Origin of the sequence: Micromonospora echinofusca, from assembly GCF_017614955.1 — a bacterium.
Taxonomy (GTDB): domain Bacteria; phylum Actinomycetota; class Actinomycetes; order Mycobacteriales; family Micromonosporaceae; genus Micromonospora; species Micromonospora echinofusca_A.
The window spans coordinates 1-19,044 of sequence record NZ_WVUH01000117.1; the positions used below are offsets into that span (position 1 = coordinate 1).

General features: G+C 74.4%; 12 protein-coding genes. 3 read left to right on the forward strand and 9 right to left on the reverse strand.

What is annotated here, in order from left to right:
- Positions 1–20: 20 nt before the first annotated feature.
- From GSF22_RS15205 to GSF22_RS15235, 7 genes are read right to left on the reverse strand one after another with little or no spacing between them, the layout of a single operon-like run.
- Positions 21–2,390: a cytochrome P450 gene (locus GSF22_RS15205; protein WP_208814230.1), complete on the reverse strand. Its 2,370-nt coding sequence runs from the start codon at positions 2,388–2,390 to the stop codon at positions 21–23.
- A gap of 55 nt (positions 2,391–2,445) precedes the next feature.
- Positions 2,446–3,786, reverse strand: coding sequence for a glycosyltransferase (locus GSF22_RS15210; protein ID WP_208814231.1), 1,341 nt, complete (start codon positions 3,784–3,786; stop codon positions 2,446–2,448).
- Positions 3,783–4,799: an aminotransferase class I/II-fold pyridoxal phosphate-dependent enzyme gene (locus tag GSF22_RS15215; RefSeq protein WP_208814241.1), complete on the reverse strand. Its 1,017-nt coding sequence runs from the start codon at positions 4,797–4,799 to the stop codon at positions 3,783–3,785. The genes GSF22_RS15210 and GSF22_RS15215 overlap by 4 nt, the downstream gene beginning before the upstream one ends.
- Positions 4,800–4,825: 26 nt before the next feature.
- Positions 4,826–6,109, reverse strand: coding sequence for an FAD-dependent oxidoreductase (locus tag GSF22_RS15220; RefSeq protein WP_208814232.1), 1,284 nt, complete (start codon positions 6,107–6,109; stop codon positions 4,826–4,828).
- Positions 6,106–7,776, reverse strand: coding sequence for a prenyltransferase/squalene oxidase repeat-containing protein (locus GSF22_RS15225; RefSeq protein WP_208814233.1), 1,671 nt, complete (start codon positions 7,774–7,776; stop codon positions 6,106–6,108). The genes GSF22_RS15220 and GSF22_RS15225 overlap by 4 nt, the downstream gene beginning before the upstream one ends.
- Before the next feature lie 11 nt (positions 7,777–7,787).
- On the reverse strand, positions 7,788–8,825 hold the full coding sequence (locus GSF22_RS15230) for a UbiA family prenyltransferase (RefSeq protein ID WP_208814234.1): 1,038 nt from the start codon (positions 8,823–8,825) through the stop codon (positions 7,788–7,790).
- Positions 8,822–9,904 carry a polyprenyl synthetase family protein gene (locus GSF22_RS15235; protein ID WP_439957783.1) on the reverse strand — a complete coding sequence of 361 codons (1,083 nt, stop codon included), beginning with the start codon at positions 9,902–9,904 and terminating at the stop codon, positions 8,822–8,824. Before GSF22_RS15235 ends, GSF22_RS15230 begins: the two co-directional genes overlap by 4 nt.
- A gap of 423 nt (positions 9,905–10,327) precedes the next feature.
- Between GSF22_RS15235 and GSF22_RS15240 the strand changes: the two genes are divergently transcribed.
- Positions 10,328–14,332, forward strand: a complete 4,005-nt coding sequence (locus GSF22_RS15240) for a non-ribosomal peptide synthetase (RefSeq protein ID WP_208814236.1) — start codon at positions 10,328–10,330, stop codon at positions 14,330–14,332.
- Between the two features lie 54 nt (positions 14,333–14,386).
- On the opposite strand, the gene GSF22_RS15245 is transcribed toward GSF22_RS15240, so the two are convergent.
- Both GSF22_RS15245 and GSF22_RS15250 read right to left on the reverse strand, forming a co-directional pair.
- Entirely contained in the window at positions 14,387–15,592 is a 1,206-nt protein-coding gene (locus GSF22_RS15245; protein ID WP_208814237.1) for a glycosyltransferase, read from the reverse strand.
- A 7-nt stretch (positions 15,593–15,599) separates the two neighbouring features.
- Entirely contained in the window at positions 15,600–16,622 is a 1,023-nt protein-coding gene (locus GSF22_RS15250) for a methyltransferase (RefSeq protein WP_208814238.1), read from the reverse strand.
- Between the two features lie 232 nt (positions 16,623–16,854).
- On the opposite strand from GSF22_RS15250, the gene GSF22_RS15255 reads away from it, so the two are divergent.
- Positions 16,855–17,727 carry a TauD/TfdA dioxygenase family protein gene (locus GSF22_RS15255; protein WP_208814239.1) on the forward strand — a complete coding sequence of 291 codons (873 nt, stop codon included), beginning with the start codon at positions 16,855–16,857 and terminating at the stop codon, positions 17,725–17,727.
- Between the two features lie 12 nt (positions 17,728–17,739).
- Positions 17,740–18,945, forward strand: a complete 1,206-nt coding sequence (locus GSF22_RS15260) for a glycosyltransferase (protein WP_208814240.1) — start codon at positions 17,740–17,742, stop codon at positions 18,943–18,945.
- Positions 18,946–19,044: the final 99 nt, after the last annotated feature.

The following is a 19,044-nucleotide window of genomic DNA, read 5'->3' on the forward strand; positions in this document are numbered from 1 at the left end:
CGTTAATAGGGGGCCCTTCCTTACACCGACCAGGTGACGGGGAGGGACTCGACGCAGCGCACCGCCAGGCCCTGCTTGAAGCGCAGCTCGCTGTCGGTGACGGTGATCCGTAGTCCGGGCAGCCGGGTGAACAGGCCGCGCAGCGCCTCCTGGAGTTCCATCCGGGCGAGCTGCGCGCCGAGGCAGTGGTGCACCCCGGCGCCGAAACCCAGGTGCGGGTTGGGGCTGCGGGTCAGGTCCAGCCGGTCCGGGTCGGGGTAGGCGGCCGGGTCCCGGTTGGCGGCCACGAAGGCGGGCAGCACCACGGAGCCGGCCGGCAGGTCGACCCCGCCCAGCTCGACCGGTTCGGTGGTGACCCGGGGCAGCATCACCCCGGTCTCGCCGAGCTGGATGAAGCGGGTCAGTTCCTCCACCGCCGGGGCGAGCCCGTTGTCCAGGTCGGCGAGGAGCCGGGCGAGCTGGTCGGGGTGGCGGAACAGGGTCAGCAGCGCCATGTTGATCTGGTTGGTGGTGGTCTCGTGGCCGCCGATCAGGACGCCGACGCAGAGCGAGACCAGCTCGTGTTCCGTGAGCTTGTCCTCCGCGTCGCTGGCCTGGATGAGGGCGCTGATCAGGTCGTCGCCCGGGTCGGCCCGCCGGGCGTCGATGAGTCGGGCGAAGCTGTCCAGCGCGTCCCGGGTGCCCTCCGGGTCCTGCCGCCAGTCACCCATCATGGTGTCCGACCAGGTCTTGCACTTGTGCCGGTCGGCCTCCGGAATGCCGAGCAGTTCGCTGATCACCTCCACCGGCAGCGGGGTGGAGAAGTGTTCGACCAGGTCGACCGGGCGGGGCAGCGTGGTCATCCGGTCGATGAGCTGGTCGACCAGCCCGGCCACCCACGGTCGGAGTTCCTCGACCCGCCGGGCGGTGAAGGTCCGGGCGACCAGCCGGCGCAGCCGGGTGTGCTCGGGCGGATCCATGCCGATCAGCGACTCGGTCTCCAGCGCGCCCAGTTCCTGCGGCGGGCCGTCCGCGCCGCCGGCTGCCGCCCGGCTGAACCGGTTGTCGGTGAGGATCCGCTTCACGTCGGCGTACCGGCTGACCAGCCAGGCGGGTGAGCCGTCGGACATCACCACCGGGGCCACCGGGCATTTGTCCTGCAACTCGATCAGCTGCGGCGACGGGTGGTAGATGGTCGGCGGGGCGGCCAGCGGGAAGGACAGGGGTGCCTCGGTCATCGGACTTCTTTCTCCTTTCACGAGCCGGCACAGCGGGGACACGAGGTCGGCCGGGCTGGGCCGGTCCCGGTTGCGGCGCCGCAGTTCGTCGGCGGCGTCACGCCACCGGTCGTCGGTGAGCAGGGCCCGCACCCGGTCCCGGATCGCCTCGGGGGTGGCGTCGGCGGCGGTGAGCGCGGTACCGGCCCCGGTCAGGGCCAGCCGGGCGGCGTTGAAGTGCTGGTCGCTGACCTGTGGCAGGACCAGTTGCGGTACGCCGGCGGCGAGGCCGGTCATGGTGGTACCGGCGCCACCCTGGTGGACCAGGACGGCACAGGTCGGCAGCACCAGGTGCAGGGCGAGCGGGGAGCGGGCCACCCGGACGTTGGCCGGCAGGTCACCGAGGGTGGCGGCCTGGCTGGCCTCCACCGCGACGACCACCTCGACGTCCAGCCCGGCCAGGGCGTGCACCACCCGGGCCACGCCGACCTGGTCGGTCAGGCCGAGACCAGCCATCATGGTGCCCCAGGTGACGCAGATCCGGGGCCGTTCGGCCGGGGCACGCAGCCAGTCCGGCACCACGGCTGTGCCGTTGTACGGCACGAACCGCATCGGCTCCACCGGCCCGGTCACCGCCACCTGCATCGGTGCCGGGCACGGGTCGAGGGTCACGACGCCGGTGAGCCGGACGTCGTCCACGCCGAGCCGGGCCGCCCGGGGGTCGATGACGGTGGTCCGGTCCAGGTCGAGTTCGGTGCTGGAGTCGGGCCCCCACAGCAGCCGGACGTCCGGTACCCGCAGCGCGGCGGCGGCCAGCGAACCGGCCAGGTTGAACGGTTCGTAGACCACCAGGTCGGGGCGGAGGTACCGGCCGTACGCCACCAGGTCGTCGAGCATCGCGTCGGCGAACCGGACCACCCCGCCGTCCGGGGTGACCCTCGGTGCGAGCGCGTCCGGGGTGCCGGGGTCGGCGGTGGGGCTGGCCACCGGGCCGACCTGACCGCCGAACACCTCGGCGAAGTCCAGGTCGGCGCCGACCGGTACGGCCGGCAGTCCGGCGCCGACGATCGCCGGTACCTGCGCGGGCTGGCCGGCGACGTGGACCTCGTGCCCGGCGGCGCGCAGCGCCCAGCCGAGCGGGGCGAGCGGGTAGAAGTGCGACCGCCAGCCCCAGGTGACCATCAGCACCCGCACGGTCGGCCCCCCACCGGGTGCACAGCCGACCGGTCCGCGCCCGATCCGGTCCGGTTCACCGGGCGCCCCGGACCGAGACGATCTCGACGTCGCCGACCTGCTCGCGCCGCACGTCCAGGTACCGCTCGACGGTGGTGAGCAGGAAGTCCAGGTCGGTGACGAACGGCAGGGGCAGCAGGTCCGCCGAGCCGACGTTCCGCTCGGTACGGACGAAGTCGACCCGGCGACCGATGCGCAGCGACTCGTGCAGCAGCCCGCTGAGGTCCTCCGGGGTCCAGAACCGCCACATGTCGACGTTGACCACCCGGGCGAACCAGTTCTCCGGGAACGGGGTGAGCAGCCCGGCCAGGTGCAGGTTGCGTTCGTCCGGTGGCGCGTCGTGGTCGAGGGTGACCGACTTCGCGCCCAGCTCGAGCCGGCTGGCGCCGTACCCGGTGACCAGGCAGTCCTCGCCGGCCAGCTCGGCCAGGTAGTCCTTCGGCAGCCGGTCGGCGCGGGCCAGGCCGTGGGTCCGGGCCGCGTCGAGGGCGTCCTCGAACCAGGCGATCCGGCGGACCGACGCCGGCCACGGGCCCGGGTAGGCGAAGAACTCGATGTCGTACCGGGGGTGTTTGGTGCCGATGTACCGCACGTTCTCGGCGAGCTGGGCCATCAGCAGCGGCACCATCCGGAAGTGCGGCAGGTCGAAGCTGACCGCGTCGTCGCCGAGCGCGAAGAGGTCGGGGTCGCGCCGGTGGTGGTGGAACAGCCGGTAGAACAGCTCGTTGTCCTCGCCGCCCCAGGTCACCATCGCCTCGTCGAAGCCGCCCACGGCGACGAGTGAGGCCCGGTCGACGGAGGCGTTGTTGGTGTGGCCGTACACCCAGGGCGCGCGGACGAAGTCGCGGCGGTGGTGGGCGGCGGCGAGCAGCGGGTCCCGGACGTCGCCCCGGTAGTCGCCGACCATCGCGGCGGTCGGCGTCTCGCCCCGGTGCAGCGCGTCGAGGATCGCCCAGTCGGCGTGCACGGCCCGGCCGAGCAGCACCCCGGGGCGCAGGTCCCGGCCGGCGTGGAACTCCCAGTGCCGGCGCAGCAGGTCCGGGTGGGCGGCCTGGTCGGCGTCGAGGAAGAGCACCACGTCGCCCCGGGCCGCCCCGATCGCCCGGTTGCGGGCCACCGACCGGCCCCGGTTCGGGGTGTGCCGCAGGTAGGTCAGCGGCAGCCGGTCGGCGAACCGGTCCGCGACCGGCGCCAGCGACGGTTCCGAGCCGTCGTCGACGACGATCACCTCGAACCGGTCGGCGGGCAGGGTCTGCCGGGTCAGCGCGTCCAGGGCCAGCGCCAGCAGGTGCCCGTTGTCGAGTACCGGCAGGGTGACGCTCAGCCGGGGAGCGTCCCGGCGCGGGTCGGCGGTCACCGGGCCACCGCCGCCGGCAGGTGGGTGACCGCGAAGTCGCCGACCGCCGCGCAGAGCCGGTCGGTCTGCTCGGCGGTGCCGACGGTGATGCGTACCCCGTGGTCGGGGTAGCCCCGGACGAGGATGCCGGCGGCCCGGCACCGGTCGGTGAACGCCTGCGCCGCCGCCCCCAGTGGCAGCCACACGAAGTTCGCCTCGCTCGGCGCCACCGGCAGGCCGATCCGGCGCAGCCGGTGCCCCAGCCGGGCCCGCTCGGCGGTCACCTCGGCACACCGGGTGCGCAGCTCGTCGTCGGCGGCCGGGTCCAGCGAGGCGACCGCCGCCGCCTGGCCCAGCCCGCCGGGGAAGAAGACCGCGCCGACCATCCGGGCCGTCGCGGCGACCGGCTCCGGCACCACGGCGTACCCGACCCGCAGGGTGGCCAGGCCGTACGCCTTGGAGAAGGTGCGCAGCACGCAGACGTTGTCCCGGTCCCGGGCCAGCTCGACCAGGTCGGGTACGTCCGGGTCGGTGACGAACTCCCGGTACGCCTCGTCGACGACGACCGTGACCTCCGGCGGGATCCGGTCGAGGAACGCCTCGATCTCGGCCCGCCGCAGCACCGCGCCGGTCGGGTTGTTCGGGTTGCAGACGATCACCGCCCGGGTGTCGGTGCCCACCGCCTCGGCCATCGCGGCCAGGTCGTGGCCGTACCCGGCCATCGGCACCGGCACCGGCCGGGCCCCGGCGTTGGCGATCAGCAGCGGGTACGCCTCGAACGACAGCGCCGCGTGCACCACCCCGGTACGCGGTGGTGCGCCGGCGCCGGGCCGGCCCAGTGCCTGGAGCAGGTGCTGGCACAGCCCGGCCGAGCCGGGACCGACCAGGATCCGTCCGGCCGGTACGCCCAACCGGCCGGCCAGCGCGGCGAGCAGCGCCCCGGCGGTGTTGTCCGGGTACCGGTGGAGCCCGGCCGCCCCCTGTTCGACCAGCCGCCGCACGCTCGGCAGCGGTGGTTGCGGCGTCTCGTTCATGGACAGGTCGTGCAGGACTTCCGGGCTCAACTGGTCGCACCTTCGTTCATCGTGGGCTGGGTACCGACCGCGTCCGCCCGTCGGTCGGTGAGGAGGCCGAACTGGTAGAGCCGGTCCACCGGGCGCAGCGGACGCAGGTCCACCCCGGCCAGGTTGCCGGCGGTCAGCCGGAGCAGTCGCCGGTTGCCGGCGGTGTGCCGCATCATCCGGCGGCCCAGCAGCCGGGCCAGGCCACCGGTGGTGGTGAGCATCCGGGCCGCGTTGTGGCTGACCGTCGCGGTGTGGTCCAGCCGGGCCAGCCGGGTCCGCTGGTAGTCGTCCAGCGCGGCGTCCAGCCCGGCCGGGTCCGGCCCGGCGGCGGCGATCCGCTCGCCCAGGGTCCATGCGTCGGCCAGCGAACTGTTGATGCCCTGCGCGGCCATCGGATGCACCGCGTGCGCGGCCTCGCCGACCAGCGCCAACCCGGGAACGGTCAGCCGGGGGGCGCGCAGCCGGTGCACGGTCAGCGCCTGCCGGGTGGGCAGGCTGTCGCGCAGCGGCCCGGCGAGCGGGCCGAGCGCGGGCACCTCGGCCAGCAGCCCGTCGCACCAGCCGTCCAGGTCGGCCATCGTCCCGTCACGCAGGTCGTCCGGGCGGATCTGCACGTACACCCGGCTCCGGCCGCCCGGCAGCGGGTACACCAGCCGCAGCCCCCGGTCGGTCAGGTACGCGCAGACCTCCGCGTCGACCGGCGGGGCGGCCACGTCGAAGGCGACCAGCCGGTGGTCGTACGGTCGGCGGTGCAGGTCGAGGCCGACCGCCTCGCGCAGCTTCGAGGAGACCCCGTCGGCGGCCACCACCAGCCGCGCGGTGATCTCCCGGTCGGTGCCGCCGTCGCGGACCGTGACGCCGTCGACCCGCCCGTCCGGGGTACGGCGTACCCCGGTGACCAGCACCCCGCGCCGTACCGTCACCGTGCCGGGCAGCACGCCGGCCAGCGCGTCGAGCACGCTGCGGTACCCGGTGCACAGGATCTGCCGGTACGCCCCGGGCAGGTCGGTGTACGCCACGGGCAGCAGCATCCGTCCGGCCGGGTCCCGGATGGCCAGCCGGTCCACGCCGACCGCGCCCCCGGCGTGCAGCGCGGGCAGCGCCCCGAGCTGGTCGAGGATCTGCACCGACTCGGGTTGCAGCAGTTCGCCCTTGGGCACGTCGGCCGGCTCGGCCCGCCGGTCGAGCAGCAGGACGTCCAGACCGGACCGGGACAGGGTGTGCGCGGCGGCCAGCCCGCCGACCCCGGCCCCGCAGACCACCACGTCGACGTCGGTCATGTCGTTCCTCCGCTGTGGGTACGCCAGGCGGCCAGGGCGCGCAGCGCCAGGCCCCGGGTGATCGCCCCGTTGGGGTAGTGCATGTGGTGCCGGATGTAGGCGCAGACCCGGCTCGCCGGCCAGGACCCGTCGGGCTGCTGCGCGGCGAGCAGCCAGGCCACCCCCGCGCCGACCGCCTCGTCGTCGGCCGGTATCCCGGCGGCGAGCAGGGCGTGCACCGCCCAGGCGGTCTCCTCGACGGTGCCGGCCGTGCCGTCACCGGGCCCCCACGAGCCGTCGGCGCAGCGGGTCCGCAGCAGCCAGTCCCGGGCCCGCACCGCCGTCGGGTGCCCGGCCTGACCGGCGTGGGCCAACGCGTCGAGGACCATCGCGGTGCCGGAGGTGTGGTCGCGGTACCAGAGGTTCTCGTAGCTGCCGTCCGGCCGGGCGGCGGTGTGCAGCCAGCGCAGCGCGGCGGCCACCGGGGCGCTGCCGGTGTCGTGGCCGGCGTCGATCAGCGCGACGATGCCCTGGCTGGTGATGCCGGGGCAGGGCCCGTCGTTGGCCAGTTTGGTGTCGCGTACCCACAGGCTCCACGAACCCCGGCTGTCCTGCCGGTCGACCAGCCACTCCACGCCCCGGCGCAGGACCGGGTCGTCGGCGTGCCCGGGCAGCCCGGCCAGCGCGGTGACGATCTCGGCCGACTCCAGGGTGACCGGCCAGCCACGGGCCCCGTTGTAGCTCCAACCGCCGGCCGGCACCCCGAAGACCGGGAACGGTTCCTGCTGCTGGCAGCGGTGGAACAGGTCGCGGGTGGCGGCCAGCCGGGGGTCGGCGGCGTACCCGGCGGCGATCAGCCCGGTGGTGGCGAACGCCGAGCGGGTCAGGTCCAGGTTGGTCACCGCGTCCCACGAGCCGTCCGGGCGGACCGCCCGGCGCAGGAAGCCGGCGGTGGAGTCGACCAGGTGCGGGGCCAGTCCGGCGTGCGCCAGCCCGAGGCAGACCAGGGCCGCCGGCCACGGGTCCTCGCTGAACACCCCGGTGCGCCCCTCGTGCGCGTCGATCGCGTCGAGCAGCCGCAGCGCCTGCGGTACGGCCCGGCGCTGGAGGGCCTGCCGGATCCGACCCGGCGGCATCGTCTTCGTCTGGAGCAGGGCCAGCGCGACGAACGGTGCGGTCCGGAACGAGATCCGCTGGCGGCGGACGTCGTCGAAGAGGACGATCTCCAGCGGCAGCCGGCGCAGCCGGCCCGCCTCGGGCAGCCCGGCCAGGGCGAGGAACTGCCGGCACAGGTGGTTGACCGCCCGGTCGGTGACGGCGGCGACCCCGCCGAACGCGGCGAGCCGCCGCCGACCGGACTGCACCGCTTCGGTGCTGTCGGTGGCCGAGGTGATCCGCAGCGCGGCGGTGACCACCGACGTGGCCACCGGCTCGCTGCCGGCGCCGACCACCCCGCCCCAGCCGCCGTCCGGCCGCTGCTGGGCGCGCAGCCAGGCGGCGCCCCGGGCGACCAGGTCGGCGTGCCCGTCCGGGTCGGCGGTGTGCAGGGCGGTGATCGCGCCCGCGGTGCCGAGGGTGGAGGCGGGTGGGGCGTCGGTGAACGCGCCGTCCGGCCGCTGCCCCCGCAGCAGTTCCTCGGCGCCGGCGGAGATGGCCCGGTCGACCCGGTCCAGGGTGGAGGACAGCATCGGTGTGCCTTTCAGCCGAGATCGGAGGGACGACGGGGGAGTGGGACTCCGGGACCGGTGGCGTCGGGCGCGGCCCGGGACGGCCCGAACTCGTAGCCGGTGCGCAGGTGCCGCTGGGTCCACCAGGTGACCAGCAGCGCCGGGACCACCAGCCCGACGGCGGGGAGCAGCCCGAATCCGAGGCCGACCACCGTGGCGGCCAACCAGACCCGTTCCAGCACGAGGAGTTCGTGGGCCCGCAGCGCGACGGCCATCGGCATCCGGTCCCGGTGCCGCAGCAGCGACCGGAAGGCCACCCCGGCCAGTCCGGCCGCCGGCAGCAGCGCGACCAGGTAGCCGGTCCGCCGGTCCGCGTCGCCGGTGGCGTACCCGCCGAGCACGGCCGCGACGAACGCCACCGCGTACAGCCCGAGGGCGGTGTGCACCGCGACCGGGGTGCCGTGCCGGACCGGTACGGTCCGGTAGCCGCCGGCCCGGTCACCGGCGATGTCCCGCAGCGTCCCGACCAGGTTGGACGAGGTGTCGTGGGCCCAGAAGGCGACCACGAACGGCAGCAGCGACCAGGGCACCGGGGGTGCGACCACCGCCGCACCGTAGAGCAGGGTCAACGCGCCGAGGGCGCCCCGGACCAGGTTGCCGGCGAGGCCGTGGGCCTTGAGTCGGCGGCCGTACGCGACGATCGCGGCGGCGGCGAGCACCGCCACCGCCACCGTCGGCCAGGATGCGGCGGCGGAGAGCGTACCGACGGCGACCAGGCAGGCGCCCCCGCAGACCAGTGCCGTGGTGGCCGGTAGCACGCCGGAGGGGATGGGCCGGTGCGGTTTGCTCACCGCGTCGAGCCGCCGGTCGAACCAGTCGCTGAGGTAGTGCCCGCCGATCCAGCCGATCGTCGGGGTGGCCCAGGCCGCGAGGAGCCGCCACCAGCTGGGCCGGTCACCGGCCAGCCCGGCACCGGCGAGGCCGACCAGCCCGATGTACCAGAGGGTGTACGGCCGCCAGGTCTGCACGTGGGCGCGGAGCACGCCGGGGCGGCCGGCGGTGGCGGTCACCACCGGTGGGCCGCGGCCCACCGGGCCACGGCGTCCAGCAGCGCCGCACTGGTCGACGGGGGCAGCCCGGCCAACCGGTCCCGGGCCTGCCCGGCGTGGCCGACCAGGCAGTCCCGGGTCCGGTCGAGGGCGGCGGTGTCGGCGAGGATGCGCTGCACCTCCGCCACGGTCGCCGGGTCGGCCCGGTGGCCGCGCAGCGCGGCGGTCAGCCGGGCCCGCACCTGCGGGCTGGCGGCCTGGTGGGCCAGCAGCAGCGGCAGGGTGGGTCGCCCGTTGCTCAGGTCGCTGGTGGTCGACTTGCCGATCGACTGCGCGACCGTCGTGTAGGAGAGCAGGTCGTCGCGGATCTGGAAGGCGATGCCGAGTTGCTCGCCGTACCCGGCGAGCTGGGCGGCGCCCTCCTCGTCGGCGCCACCGAGCGCGGCCCCGACGTGGCAGACCGCCCGGAACAGGGCGCCGGTCTTCAGCCGCACCATCTCCAGGTAACGCTCCACCCCGGTGTCCGGGTCGCCGACCAGTTCGGACTCCAGGATCTGTCCCCGGCACATGTCGTTGCCGGCGGCGGCCAGCGCGCCGACGGCGGTGGCGACCCGGTCGGCCGGTACGCCCCCGGCACCGCATTCCACTATCGAGGCGAAGGCGCAGAAGATCAGGTGGTCACCGGTGACGATCGCGTCCGGCAGACCGAATGCGGTGGGCACCGCGGGTCGGCCGCGGCGGACCTCGTCGGCGTCGATGATGTCGTCGTGCACGAGGGTGGCGACGTGCAGGTACTCCATGGCCAGCGCGGCCGGCAGCACCGGAGCGGGGTCGCCGCCGACGGCTGCGGCGCTTTCCAGGGTCATTATCGGCCGGAGCATTTTCCCGGCCGGGAGCAGCGCATAGCGAACTATTGTCGACAGGCGGTCCGGAGTGGTCGGCCAGCGATTTTCCAGCGCGTTCTGGAGGAGGCGACCGGAAGGACTCCGTGTCAGGTCCCTGATGAAATTCCGAGGATCTGTCCCGGCAACGGCGGTCATATTTCCTGGCCTTTGTTCGCGGAATTGACTTGCGCTGATCGGGCTTTCGATTGAGTGCATGCTACCAGCGCGTCCACGCAACGTAAAGACGTTGATTTTGCGGGGCTATTACGATCGTTCCCGTGCGGCGTGTGGCGGAAATTGTGGCGGGTCCGGGCATCCGGTACCCAGTACTTCCAGCGTCGGCGAAACGCGCCAATCTCAGGAAGCCGGGCAGAGTCATCGCTGTGGTTCAATAAGGACATTTGCCGCCATCGGCTGGGGTGGGCCGCCGGGTCGGACCCCTCCGTCCGTCCCGTCGGCGTCGACGTCCCGTCCGTCGACGGTGGACCCGACGGACCCTGAGCGGCCGGCGACAGGGCTGGCGGTGGCGGCGAGGCGGGTCCTGGGGTTGACGCGGCTCCGGGTGATCGCAAGTATCCGTGCATACCGTTCGGGCAGCCGGCGATCGACCCGGTGTCCGCGAGCGTGAGGTGGATGATCGTGGCTGACTCCCGTCGACCCCTGTCGACCGCCCAGTCCGGTGTCTGGTTCGGTCAACAGCTCGATCCGGCGAGTCCGGCGTACAACATCGGCGGTTTCGCCGATATCCGTGGACCGGCCGACCTGGCGGCGCTGGAAAATGCGATAGGCCGGGCGTTGGCCGAGGCCGAGGCGACCCGCCTGCGTTTCGGCGAGGACGGCGGTGAGCCGTGGCAGACCATCGGCGCGCCATTCGAGTGGACCCCGACAATTGTCGACGTCCGCGCCGAGCCGGAACCGGTTGCCGCAGCACAATCCTGGATGGCCCGGGACCTGGGCCGTCCGGTGTCGATGACCGACGGTCCATTACTCGGTGCGGCATTGTTCCGGATCGCTGCCGACCACCATCTCTACTATCTGCGATTCCACCACGTGGTCCTGGACGCGTACGCGTTCTCCCTCTTCAACGCCCGCATCGCGCAGATATACGACGCCACCCGGACCGGGGCGCCCTGCCCGCCCACCGTGCCCGGCTCGTTGCCCCGGGTCTGGGCCGAGGAGGCCGCGTACCGCTCGTCGACCCGGTTCGCCGAGGACCGCGACCACTGGCTGGCCCGGTTCGCCGACCGGCCCCCGGTCGTCGGGCTGACCGACCGCGCGGCCGGCCCGTCCCACCGGGTGCTCCGGCGCCGGGTCGACCTGAGCGCCGAGACCGTCGACCGGCTCCGGGCCGCCGTACCCCGGGGCGGCTGGAACACCACCGTGGTCGCCGCCGCAGCCAGCTACCTGCACCGGCTCACCGGCGCGCCGGACGTGGTCCTCGGCTTCCCGGTCACCGGCCGGTGGGGCCGGCTCGCCAAGATCACGCCGGGCATGATGATGACCATCCTGCCGCTGCGGCTGACCATCCACCCCGGTGACACCTTCGCCGCGCTGACCGGGCAGGCCGCCGAGGAGATCCGGCACCTGCTGCGCCACCAGCGGTACCGGCTGGAGGACCTCCGCACCGACCTGCGGGCCCTCGACGACGGTCGGCGCCTCTACGGACCGTGCGTCAACCTGATGCCCTTCGACTACCACCACCAGATGACCGGGCTGTCCACGGTGGGCCACGTGCTGGAGTCCGGGCCGGTCGAGGACCTCTCCATCGACGTCTACGGCGACCTGGACAGCGGCCGGGTCCGCATCGACTTCACCGCCAACCCGGCCCGGTACGACCTGCCCGGCATCACCGCCCACCAGGACCGGTTCATCCGGCTGCTGGAGACCCTCTGCCGGCACCCGGACACCCGCGTCGACCGGGTGCCCCTGCTCACCCCCGCCGAGCAGGCCACCGCCGTGCGACCACCGGCCGGCACCGTCCGGGCGGTACCGGGTACCGTCCTGCCCGCGCTGCTGCGGACCCCGGTCACGGCCACCCCGCACGCCCCGGCGCTGATCGCCGCCGACGGCACCACCCTGACCTACGCCGACCTGGACGCCCGCGCCAACCGGCTGGCCCACGAGCTGACCGCCCGGGGCGCCGGGCCGGAGACCGTGGTCGCGGTCGCGCTGCCCCGCTCGGTCGACCAGGTGGTCGCGTTGCTGGCGGTCCTCAAGGCCGGCGCCGCGTACCTCCCGGTGGACGCCGGCCAGCCGGCCGACCGGCTCGCCTTCCTGCTCGCCGACGCCCGGCCGACGCTGCTGCTGACCGACCGGCGCAGCCGGGTCGACCTGCCCGGCGTCGGGCCGGCGACGCTGCTGCTGGACGACCCGGCGACCGGGTCGGCCCTGGCCGCCCGCCCGTCGACCGACCCGACCGACGCCGACCGGACCGGCCCGCTGGACCCGGACCACCCGGCCTACCTGCTCTACACCTCGGGCTCCACCGGTCACCCCAAGGGGGTCGTGGTCAGCCACCGGGCGGTGGTCAACCACCTGCTCTGGATGCAGGACCGGTACCGGCTCACCCCCGACGACCGGGTACTGGTCAAGACCCCGGCCGGGTTCGACGTGTCGGTGTGGGAGTACTTCTGGCCGCTGCTGACCGGCGCCACCGCCGTGCTGGTCCGGCCCGACGCGCACCGCGACCCGCGCCACCTCGCCCAACTGATCCGCGACCGGGGCGTCACCACGGCCGGGTTCGTCCCGTCGATGCTGCGGGAGTTCGTCGAGGAGCCGGCGGCGGCGCACTGCGTCACCCTGCGCCGGACCCTCTGCATCGGCGAGGCGCTCCCGGTCGACCTGGCCAACCGGTACGCCGAGGTGCGCGGACCGGGACTGGAGAACCTCTACGGGCCCACCGAGACCGCCGTGGCGGTGACCGCCGGCCCGGCGTACGCCGAGGGCGGCACCGGCGCCGGCGGGGCCGACGGCGTGACGGTCCGAGCGTCCGACGGCGACCCCACCGACGGGGTGCCGGTCGGCGGCCCGGCCTGGAACACCCGGCTCTACCTGCTCGACCAGGCCGGCCAGCCGGTTCCGGACGGTACCGTCGGCGAGCTGTACGTCGGCGGCGACCAGCTCGCCCGGGGCTACCACGACCGGCCCGCCCTGACCGCCGAGCGGTTCCTGCCCGACCCGTTCGGCCCACCCGGTTCCCGGATGTACCGCACCGGGGACCGGATGCGCCGCCGGGCCGACGGTGGACTGGTGTTCGTCGGTCGCACCGACGGCCAGGTGAAGATCCGGGGCAACCGGATCGAACTGGGCGAGATCGAGACGGTGCTGGCCGGTCACCCCGACGTCGGTCAGGCGGCGGTGGTGGTCCGCGCCGAACCCGGTGGCGACCAGCGGCTGGTCGGCTACCTCACCCCGGTACCGGGGCGGGCCGACCCGCAGTCGGGAGCGGTCCGGGCCTGGCTGGCCGACCGGCTTCCCGGGCACATGGTCCCGGCCGCGCTGGTGGTCCTGCCGACCCTGCCGTCGACCAGCAACGGCAAGGTGGACCGGGCCGCCCTGCCCACCGTGGCGCTGACCACGGTGGTCTCCGGCCGGGCCCCGCGCACCCACCACGAGGTGGTGCTCTGTGGACTCTTCGCCGAGATCCTGGAGGTGCCGCTGGTCGGGGTCGACGACAGCTTCTTCGCCCTCGGCGGGCACTCGCTGCACGCCGCCCGGCTGGCCAGCCGCATCCGGACCGTCCTCGACGCCGACCTGGACCTGCGGACGGTCTTCGAGTGCCCCACCGTCGCCGGCCTCGCCGACCGGCTCGCCACCGGCTCCGGTACGCCCGGCGGCACCCGGCCGTCCGCCCTGGACCCGCTACTGCCGCTGCGCACCGCCGGCAGCGGGACACCGCTGTTCTGCCTGCCGCCGGTCACCGGACTGTCCTGGTGCTACTCCGCCCTGCTCCGGCACATCGACGGCGACCACCCGGTCTACGGACTCCAGTCCCGGGGGCTGGCCGGCGGCGAACCGCCGCTGACCAGCGTGCCGGCGATGGCCGCCGACTTCGCCGACCGGATCCAGGCCGTGCACCCCGGCCCGTACCACCTGCTCGGCTGGTCCCTGGGCGGGATCCTCGCGTACGCCACCGCCACCGAGCTGTCCCGCCGGGGCGCCCCGGTCGAGCTGCTCGCGCTGCTCGACGCGTACCCCAGCGACCCGGAACTGCACACCGAGGAACACCGCCGGGTGCTGCTCGACGTGGTCCTGGCCGACTTCGGGTACGACCCGAAGCTGCTCGACGGTGAGTCGCTCGACGACGGGCGGGTGGCCCGGATCATCCGGGACGCCGGTGGCGCCCTCGCCGACTGGCCCGAGGAGCGGGTCACCGCCCTGCTGCGGACCGCCGCCACCAACCTCACCGCCGCCCGACGCTACCGGCCCGAACCGTACGACGGGGACCTGCTGCTCTTCGCCGCGACGCTCAGCCAGCCGATCAACCTCCAGACCGTCGAGGACTGGCGCCCGCACGTGCGAGGTCGGATCGACGACGTGGACATCGTCGCCCGGCACGAGCACATGCTGCGCCCGGCGGTGATCGCCCAGGTCGGGCCGATCCTCGCCGAACGGCGTCGCCGGCTGCCGGCCCGGTCGGCCTGAGCCGCACCCCGAGCCCGGCCCAGGGTTCCGTGCCGCCAACCCGGCCAACCCGGCTCAGTCGGCCGGCGCGGCCAGTCCGGCCAGGTCGGTGAGGAGCTGGTCGATCCCCGGGGCGGCCAGCAGCCGCCGCTGCATGGCCCGGACCCGCCACCGGTAGCCGGGATCGGCCAGTACGGCGGTGCAGGCGTCCACCACGGACGCCACGGTCAGTCCCTCGATCGACAGGCGTACCCCCAGCCCCAGCTCGGCGATCCGGTCCGCGTTGGGCGGCTGGTCGGCGACCACCGGCAGAGCCACCATCGGTACCCCGGCGGCGATCGCCTCCCGGGTGGAGCTGAACCCGGCGTGGGTGAGGAACAGCTCGCAGCCGGGCAGCAGGGCCCGCTGCGGGGCGAACGGTACGACGTGCACGTTGGCCGGTGGTCGGCCGAGCCGCCCGGCCAGGTCGGCCCGGCCGCCGAGCGCGACGACCGCGGTGGCCGGCAGTTCACCCAGGGCGGCCACGAGCACCGGGAGCAGGTCGGCGATCCCGGGCAGGCTGAGCACCAGCGAACCGAGGCTGGCCAGGACCAGTGGCCGGTCGGCCGGCAGTTCGGCGTACCGGTGCGGCAGGGGCTCACCGGGCGGCTCCGGGAACCGGTAGGACCGTCCGGTCGGCGGGCGCAGCGCCGGCGGGTACCACTGCTCGGGCAGCAGCCCCGCCCGCAGGTACCGGAACGGATGGCACGGGTCCCCGGTCGGGTCGAGCCCCAGCGCGGCCCGCTGGGCGTCCAGCACGTCGGTGACCAACGGCAGGTCCAGCGCCGCGAACGGGGCGATGTCCAGGGTGGCGTGCGGGACGCCCAGCCGTTCGGCCACCAGGTAGCCGCCGTACTCGGCCGGCTCCCGCACGATCACGTCCGGCCGCCACCGCCGGGCCACCGGCAGCAGCTCGGCCGCGAAGCAGCCGGCGACCGGACCGGCGTAGGCGCGGGCGATCTGCCGCCACACCCCCGGGTCGACGGTACGGCTGCCCGGGGCCATCAACTGCCGGGGCAGGCCGAACCGGTCGGCCAGGGCCGGATCGTGGCGCAGCTCGTCCTGCCCCGGCACGCCCGGCAGCGGCAGGTGGTCCACCCCGTGGGCGGCCAGCTCACCGGCCATCGACCCGGCGGTGGCCAGGGCCACCCGGTGACCGGCCGCCCGGGCGGCCCGGGCCAGCGGCACCAGCGCCGGTACCAGGTGCGACCAGATGGGCTGGCCGGTCAGCAGCAACCGCACCGGGCGGCTACCCGGCCGGCGTGCACTCGATGAGGGTGAGCCCGTCCCGCCCCCGCAGCACCCGGGAAACGGTCATCCCGGCGACCCCGGCGAGGGTGTCGAAGTCGGCCAGCGAGCGTTCCCGACCACCCACCACCACCAGCATCTGCAGGTCGAACGGCGCCAGGTACGGCACGTACGGCTCGGTGGGCAGCACCTCGACGATCAGGACCCGGCCGGTCCGCCCGGCCGCCTCGGCGCAGCGGCGCAGGATGGTGGCCGCCTCGCTGTCGGCCCAGTCGGTGAGCGCCCGGGACACCACGTACACGTCCCCACCGGCGGGCAGTTCGGCGAAGAAGTCCCCGGCGGCGGTGCCGGCCCGGTCGGCCAGCCCGCTCGCGGCGATCCGTTCCGCCGCCGCCGCAGCGGCCGGCGCCCGGTCGACCAGGGTGCCCCGCAGGTGCGGGTGGGCGTGCAGCAGGGTGGTCAGCAGCGCGCCGCTGCCCCCGCCGACGTCGTAGACGTGCCCCACCCCGCGCCAGTCGTACAGCTCGGCGACCTGCGGTGCGGTCAGGTGCTGCTGGGTCATCATCAGCTCGTCGAAGTACCGGCGCAGCTCCGCGTCGGCGTCCAGCTCGGCCCAGAACGGACGCCCGTGCACCACCTCGTACGCCGGTGCCCCGGTCCGGACCGAGTGCAGCAGACCCTGGTAGGCCAGGTCCATCCGGGCACCCAGTCCGGTCAGGTCCAGCCAGCCGCGCTGCCCGGCCGGGCCGGTCTCCCGCAGCAGTTCCCCCACCTCGGTCAGCGCGAACTCGTCCGGCGCCGGTTCGGTCAGCACGTCCCGGTGCACCAGGTAGCGCAGCAGCCGGCCGAGCGCGTCGGGATCCGCTCCGCACTCCTCGGCCAGCGCGCCCAGACCGGTCACGCCCCGGGCGATCAGGTCGGGTACCCGCAGGGTGGCCAGGACCCGGACGGCGAACGGGGTGGCGAGGTCGGTGAGCCGGCCGAGCCGGGCGTTGGCGTCCTCCGCGCCCAGTGGAGCGCTCATCGGGCCGGGTTCTCCGTCATCCTTCGGTGCTCCCTCAGGGTCGGGGCGAATGGTGATCGATTCTCGCCAGCCTCCACCGGCCACGTCAACGGGCGTCAGGTGATCGAGAAAAGTCGCTCCGAGGGTTTGGTGACCCCCACGCGCTCTGGAATACTTCCGGGGCCGGGGCGGCGTACGGTCGGGTTCCCGCCCGGGGCCGTGTGCCGTCGCGTCGTCGTGGCCGGGGGAGAAGATGCCGGGTTCCACCAGCAGCACCCTGTTCGAGGTCCGGCCGGTGTCCGGCGCGCTCGGTGCCGAGGTCCACGGGGTCGACCTGGCCCACCTGACCGACGCCGGGTTCGCCGAGCTGCACCGGCTGCTCCTGGAACACCTGGTCATCTTCGTCGTCGGCCAGCAGGACCTGCCGCCCGCAGCCCACGTCGCGTTCGGTCGCCGGTTCGGTGAGGTGGAACTGCACCCCTACCTGCCCCGTCTGGACGGTCACCCGGAGATCGTGGTCATCGACTCCGACAACGGCGGCAAGGTCGACATCTGGCACACCGACATGACCTTCCACACCAGCCCGCCGCTCGCCTCGATCCTGCAGATCGTGCAGTGCCCGCCGGTCGGTGGCGACACCGTGTGGACCAACCAGTACCTGGTCTACGAGCAGCTGTCCGCACCGATGCGGGACCTGCTCGACGGGCTGACCGCGATCCACGTCATCCGGATCGGCAACGAGTTCACCAGCCGGGCCGAACACCCCGTGGTGCGGGTGCACCCGGAGACCGGGCGACGCGCCCTCTACGTCAACCGGTTGTTCACCTCGCACATCCCCCAGTTGACCCGCAACGAGAGCGACGCCCTGCTCGACCACCTCTTCGACTTCTCCGAGCAGCCGCAGTTCACCTGCCGGTACCGGTGGCGCAGCGGCGACGTGGCGGTCTGGGACAACCGGGTCACCCAGCACTACGCGGTCAACGACTACGTCGGCCGGCGCCTCGGTCAGCGGGTCACCGTCCTCGGTGACCAGCCGGCCGGCGACCCGCCCCGCTGGCCGCACTACCAGGCGGTGCCGGGCCAGCGGTACTGGCCGAGCCGGACCAACGCCGTCGAGAACTACTGAGTACGCCCGACCGTGCCCGTTGTCCTGATGGTGGTCCACGGCACCGACGGTGACGTGCTGCCGTTCGTCCGGGTCGGCCGGGCGTTGCGGGCCCGGGGCCATGACGTGACGGTGCTCAGCCACGAGTACTACCGCCCGGCGGTGGGTGCCGCCGGCCTCGACTTCGTGCCGGTCGACACGATCGCCGAGTACGAGTACCACCTCGCCGACGCCGCCGAGCAGGCCGACGCCACCCGCATCGAACAGTTCCGCGAGCACTTCGACCGCACCGGCCTGTTCACCCAGCTCCGGTTCGAGGTCGGTGAACTGGTCCGCCGGCACCGGCCGGGGGAGACCGTCCTGGTCGGTGCGTCGTTGTCCGGGCAGTCCGCGCTCATCGCCGCCGAGGCGACCGGCGCCCCGCTGGTCTGTCTGGCCCACTCGCCGTTCCAGCTGCTCGCCCGGGACCGGGTGGCCTGGCTCTACAGCCAGGTCCTCGCCGACCGGATCGACACCGCCCGCGCCGACGTCGGGTTGCCGCCGGTGGGGGACTGGTCGGGCTGGATGTCGTCGGCGCACCGCTACGTGGGTCTCTGGCCGTCCTGGTTCGACCGGGCCGGCACCGCCAGTCCGCCGGGCACCCCGCTGGCCGGGTTCGTGCTGGCCGACGCCGACCAGCCGGACGAGGTACCGCCCGAGGTGGCCCGACTGCTCGCCGACGGACCGCCGCCCCTGCTGGTCAGCGGCGGTACCGGCCGACTGCTGCACCGCGCGTTCTACCGCAGCGCGGTCGCCGCGATCAGCTCGCTCGGCCAGCGCGCCCTGCTCGCGGTGCGCCACCGGGACCTGGTCCCCGATCCGCTGCCGCCCGGGACGTTCTGGTTTCCCCGGCTGCCGTTCCGCGCCATCGCCCCGCACGTGGCGGCCGTGGTACACCACGGCGGGATCGGCACCCTCGGCCGGGCGCTGGCCAGCGGTACCCCGCAGGTGATCCTGGCCAGCGGGCTGGACCGGCCGGACAACGCCGACCGGCTGGCCCGGCTCGGGCTGGCGCACCCGCTGTCCGAACCGGACTGGACGGCGGAGGCGGTGGCCGGGGCGGTCCGGGCGGCGCTCGACACGCCGGTACCGGCGCGGCCAGAGGTGGCCGGGGCCGGTGGGGCCGACCGGGCGGCCGGCGCGATCGAGGCCGTTCTGGGTGGGGCGCTGTCCGGGTCCGGACGGACGTTGTCGCGGTGAGCGTCATATCGGTGCGTCATATTCATACCTGACCGGTATGCCGCTCGCGGGCGGTTGCGGCTCCGGAGGGGGCCGGGGTCGCCGGGCTACGGGGGCCTG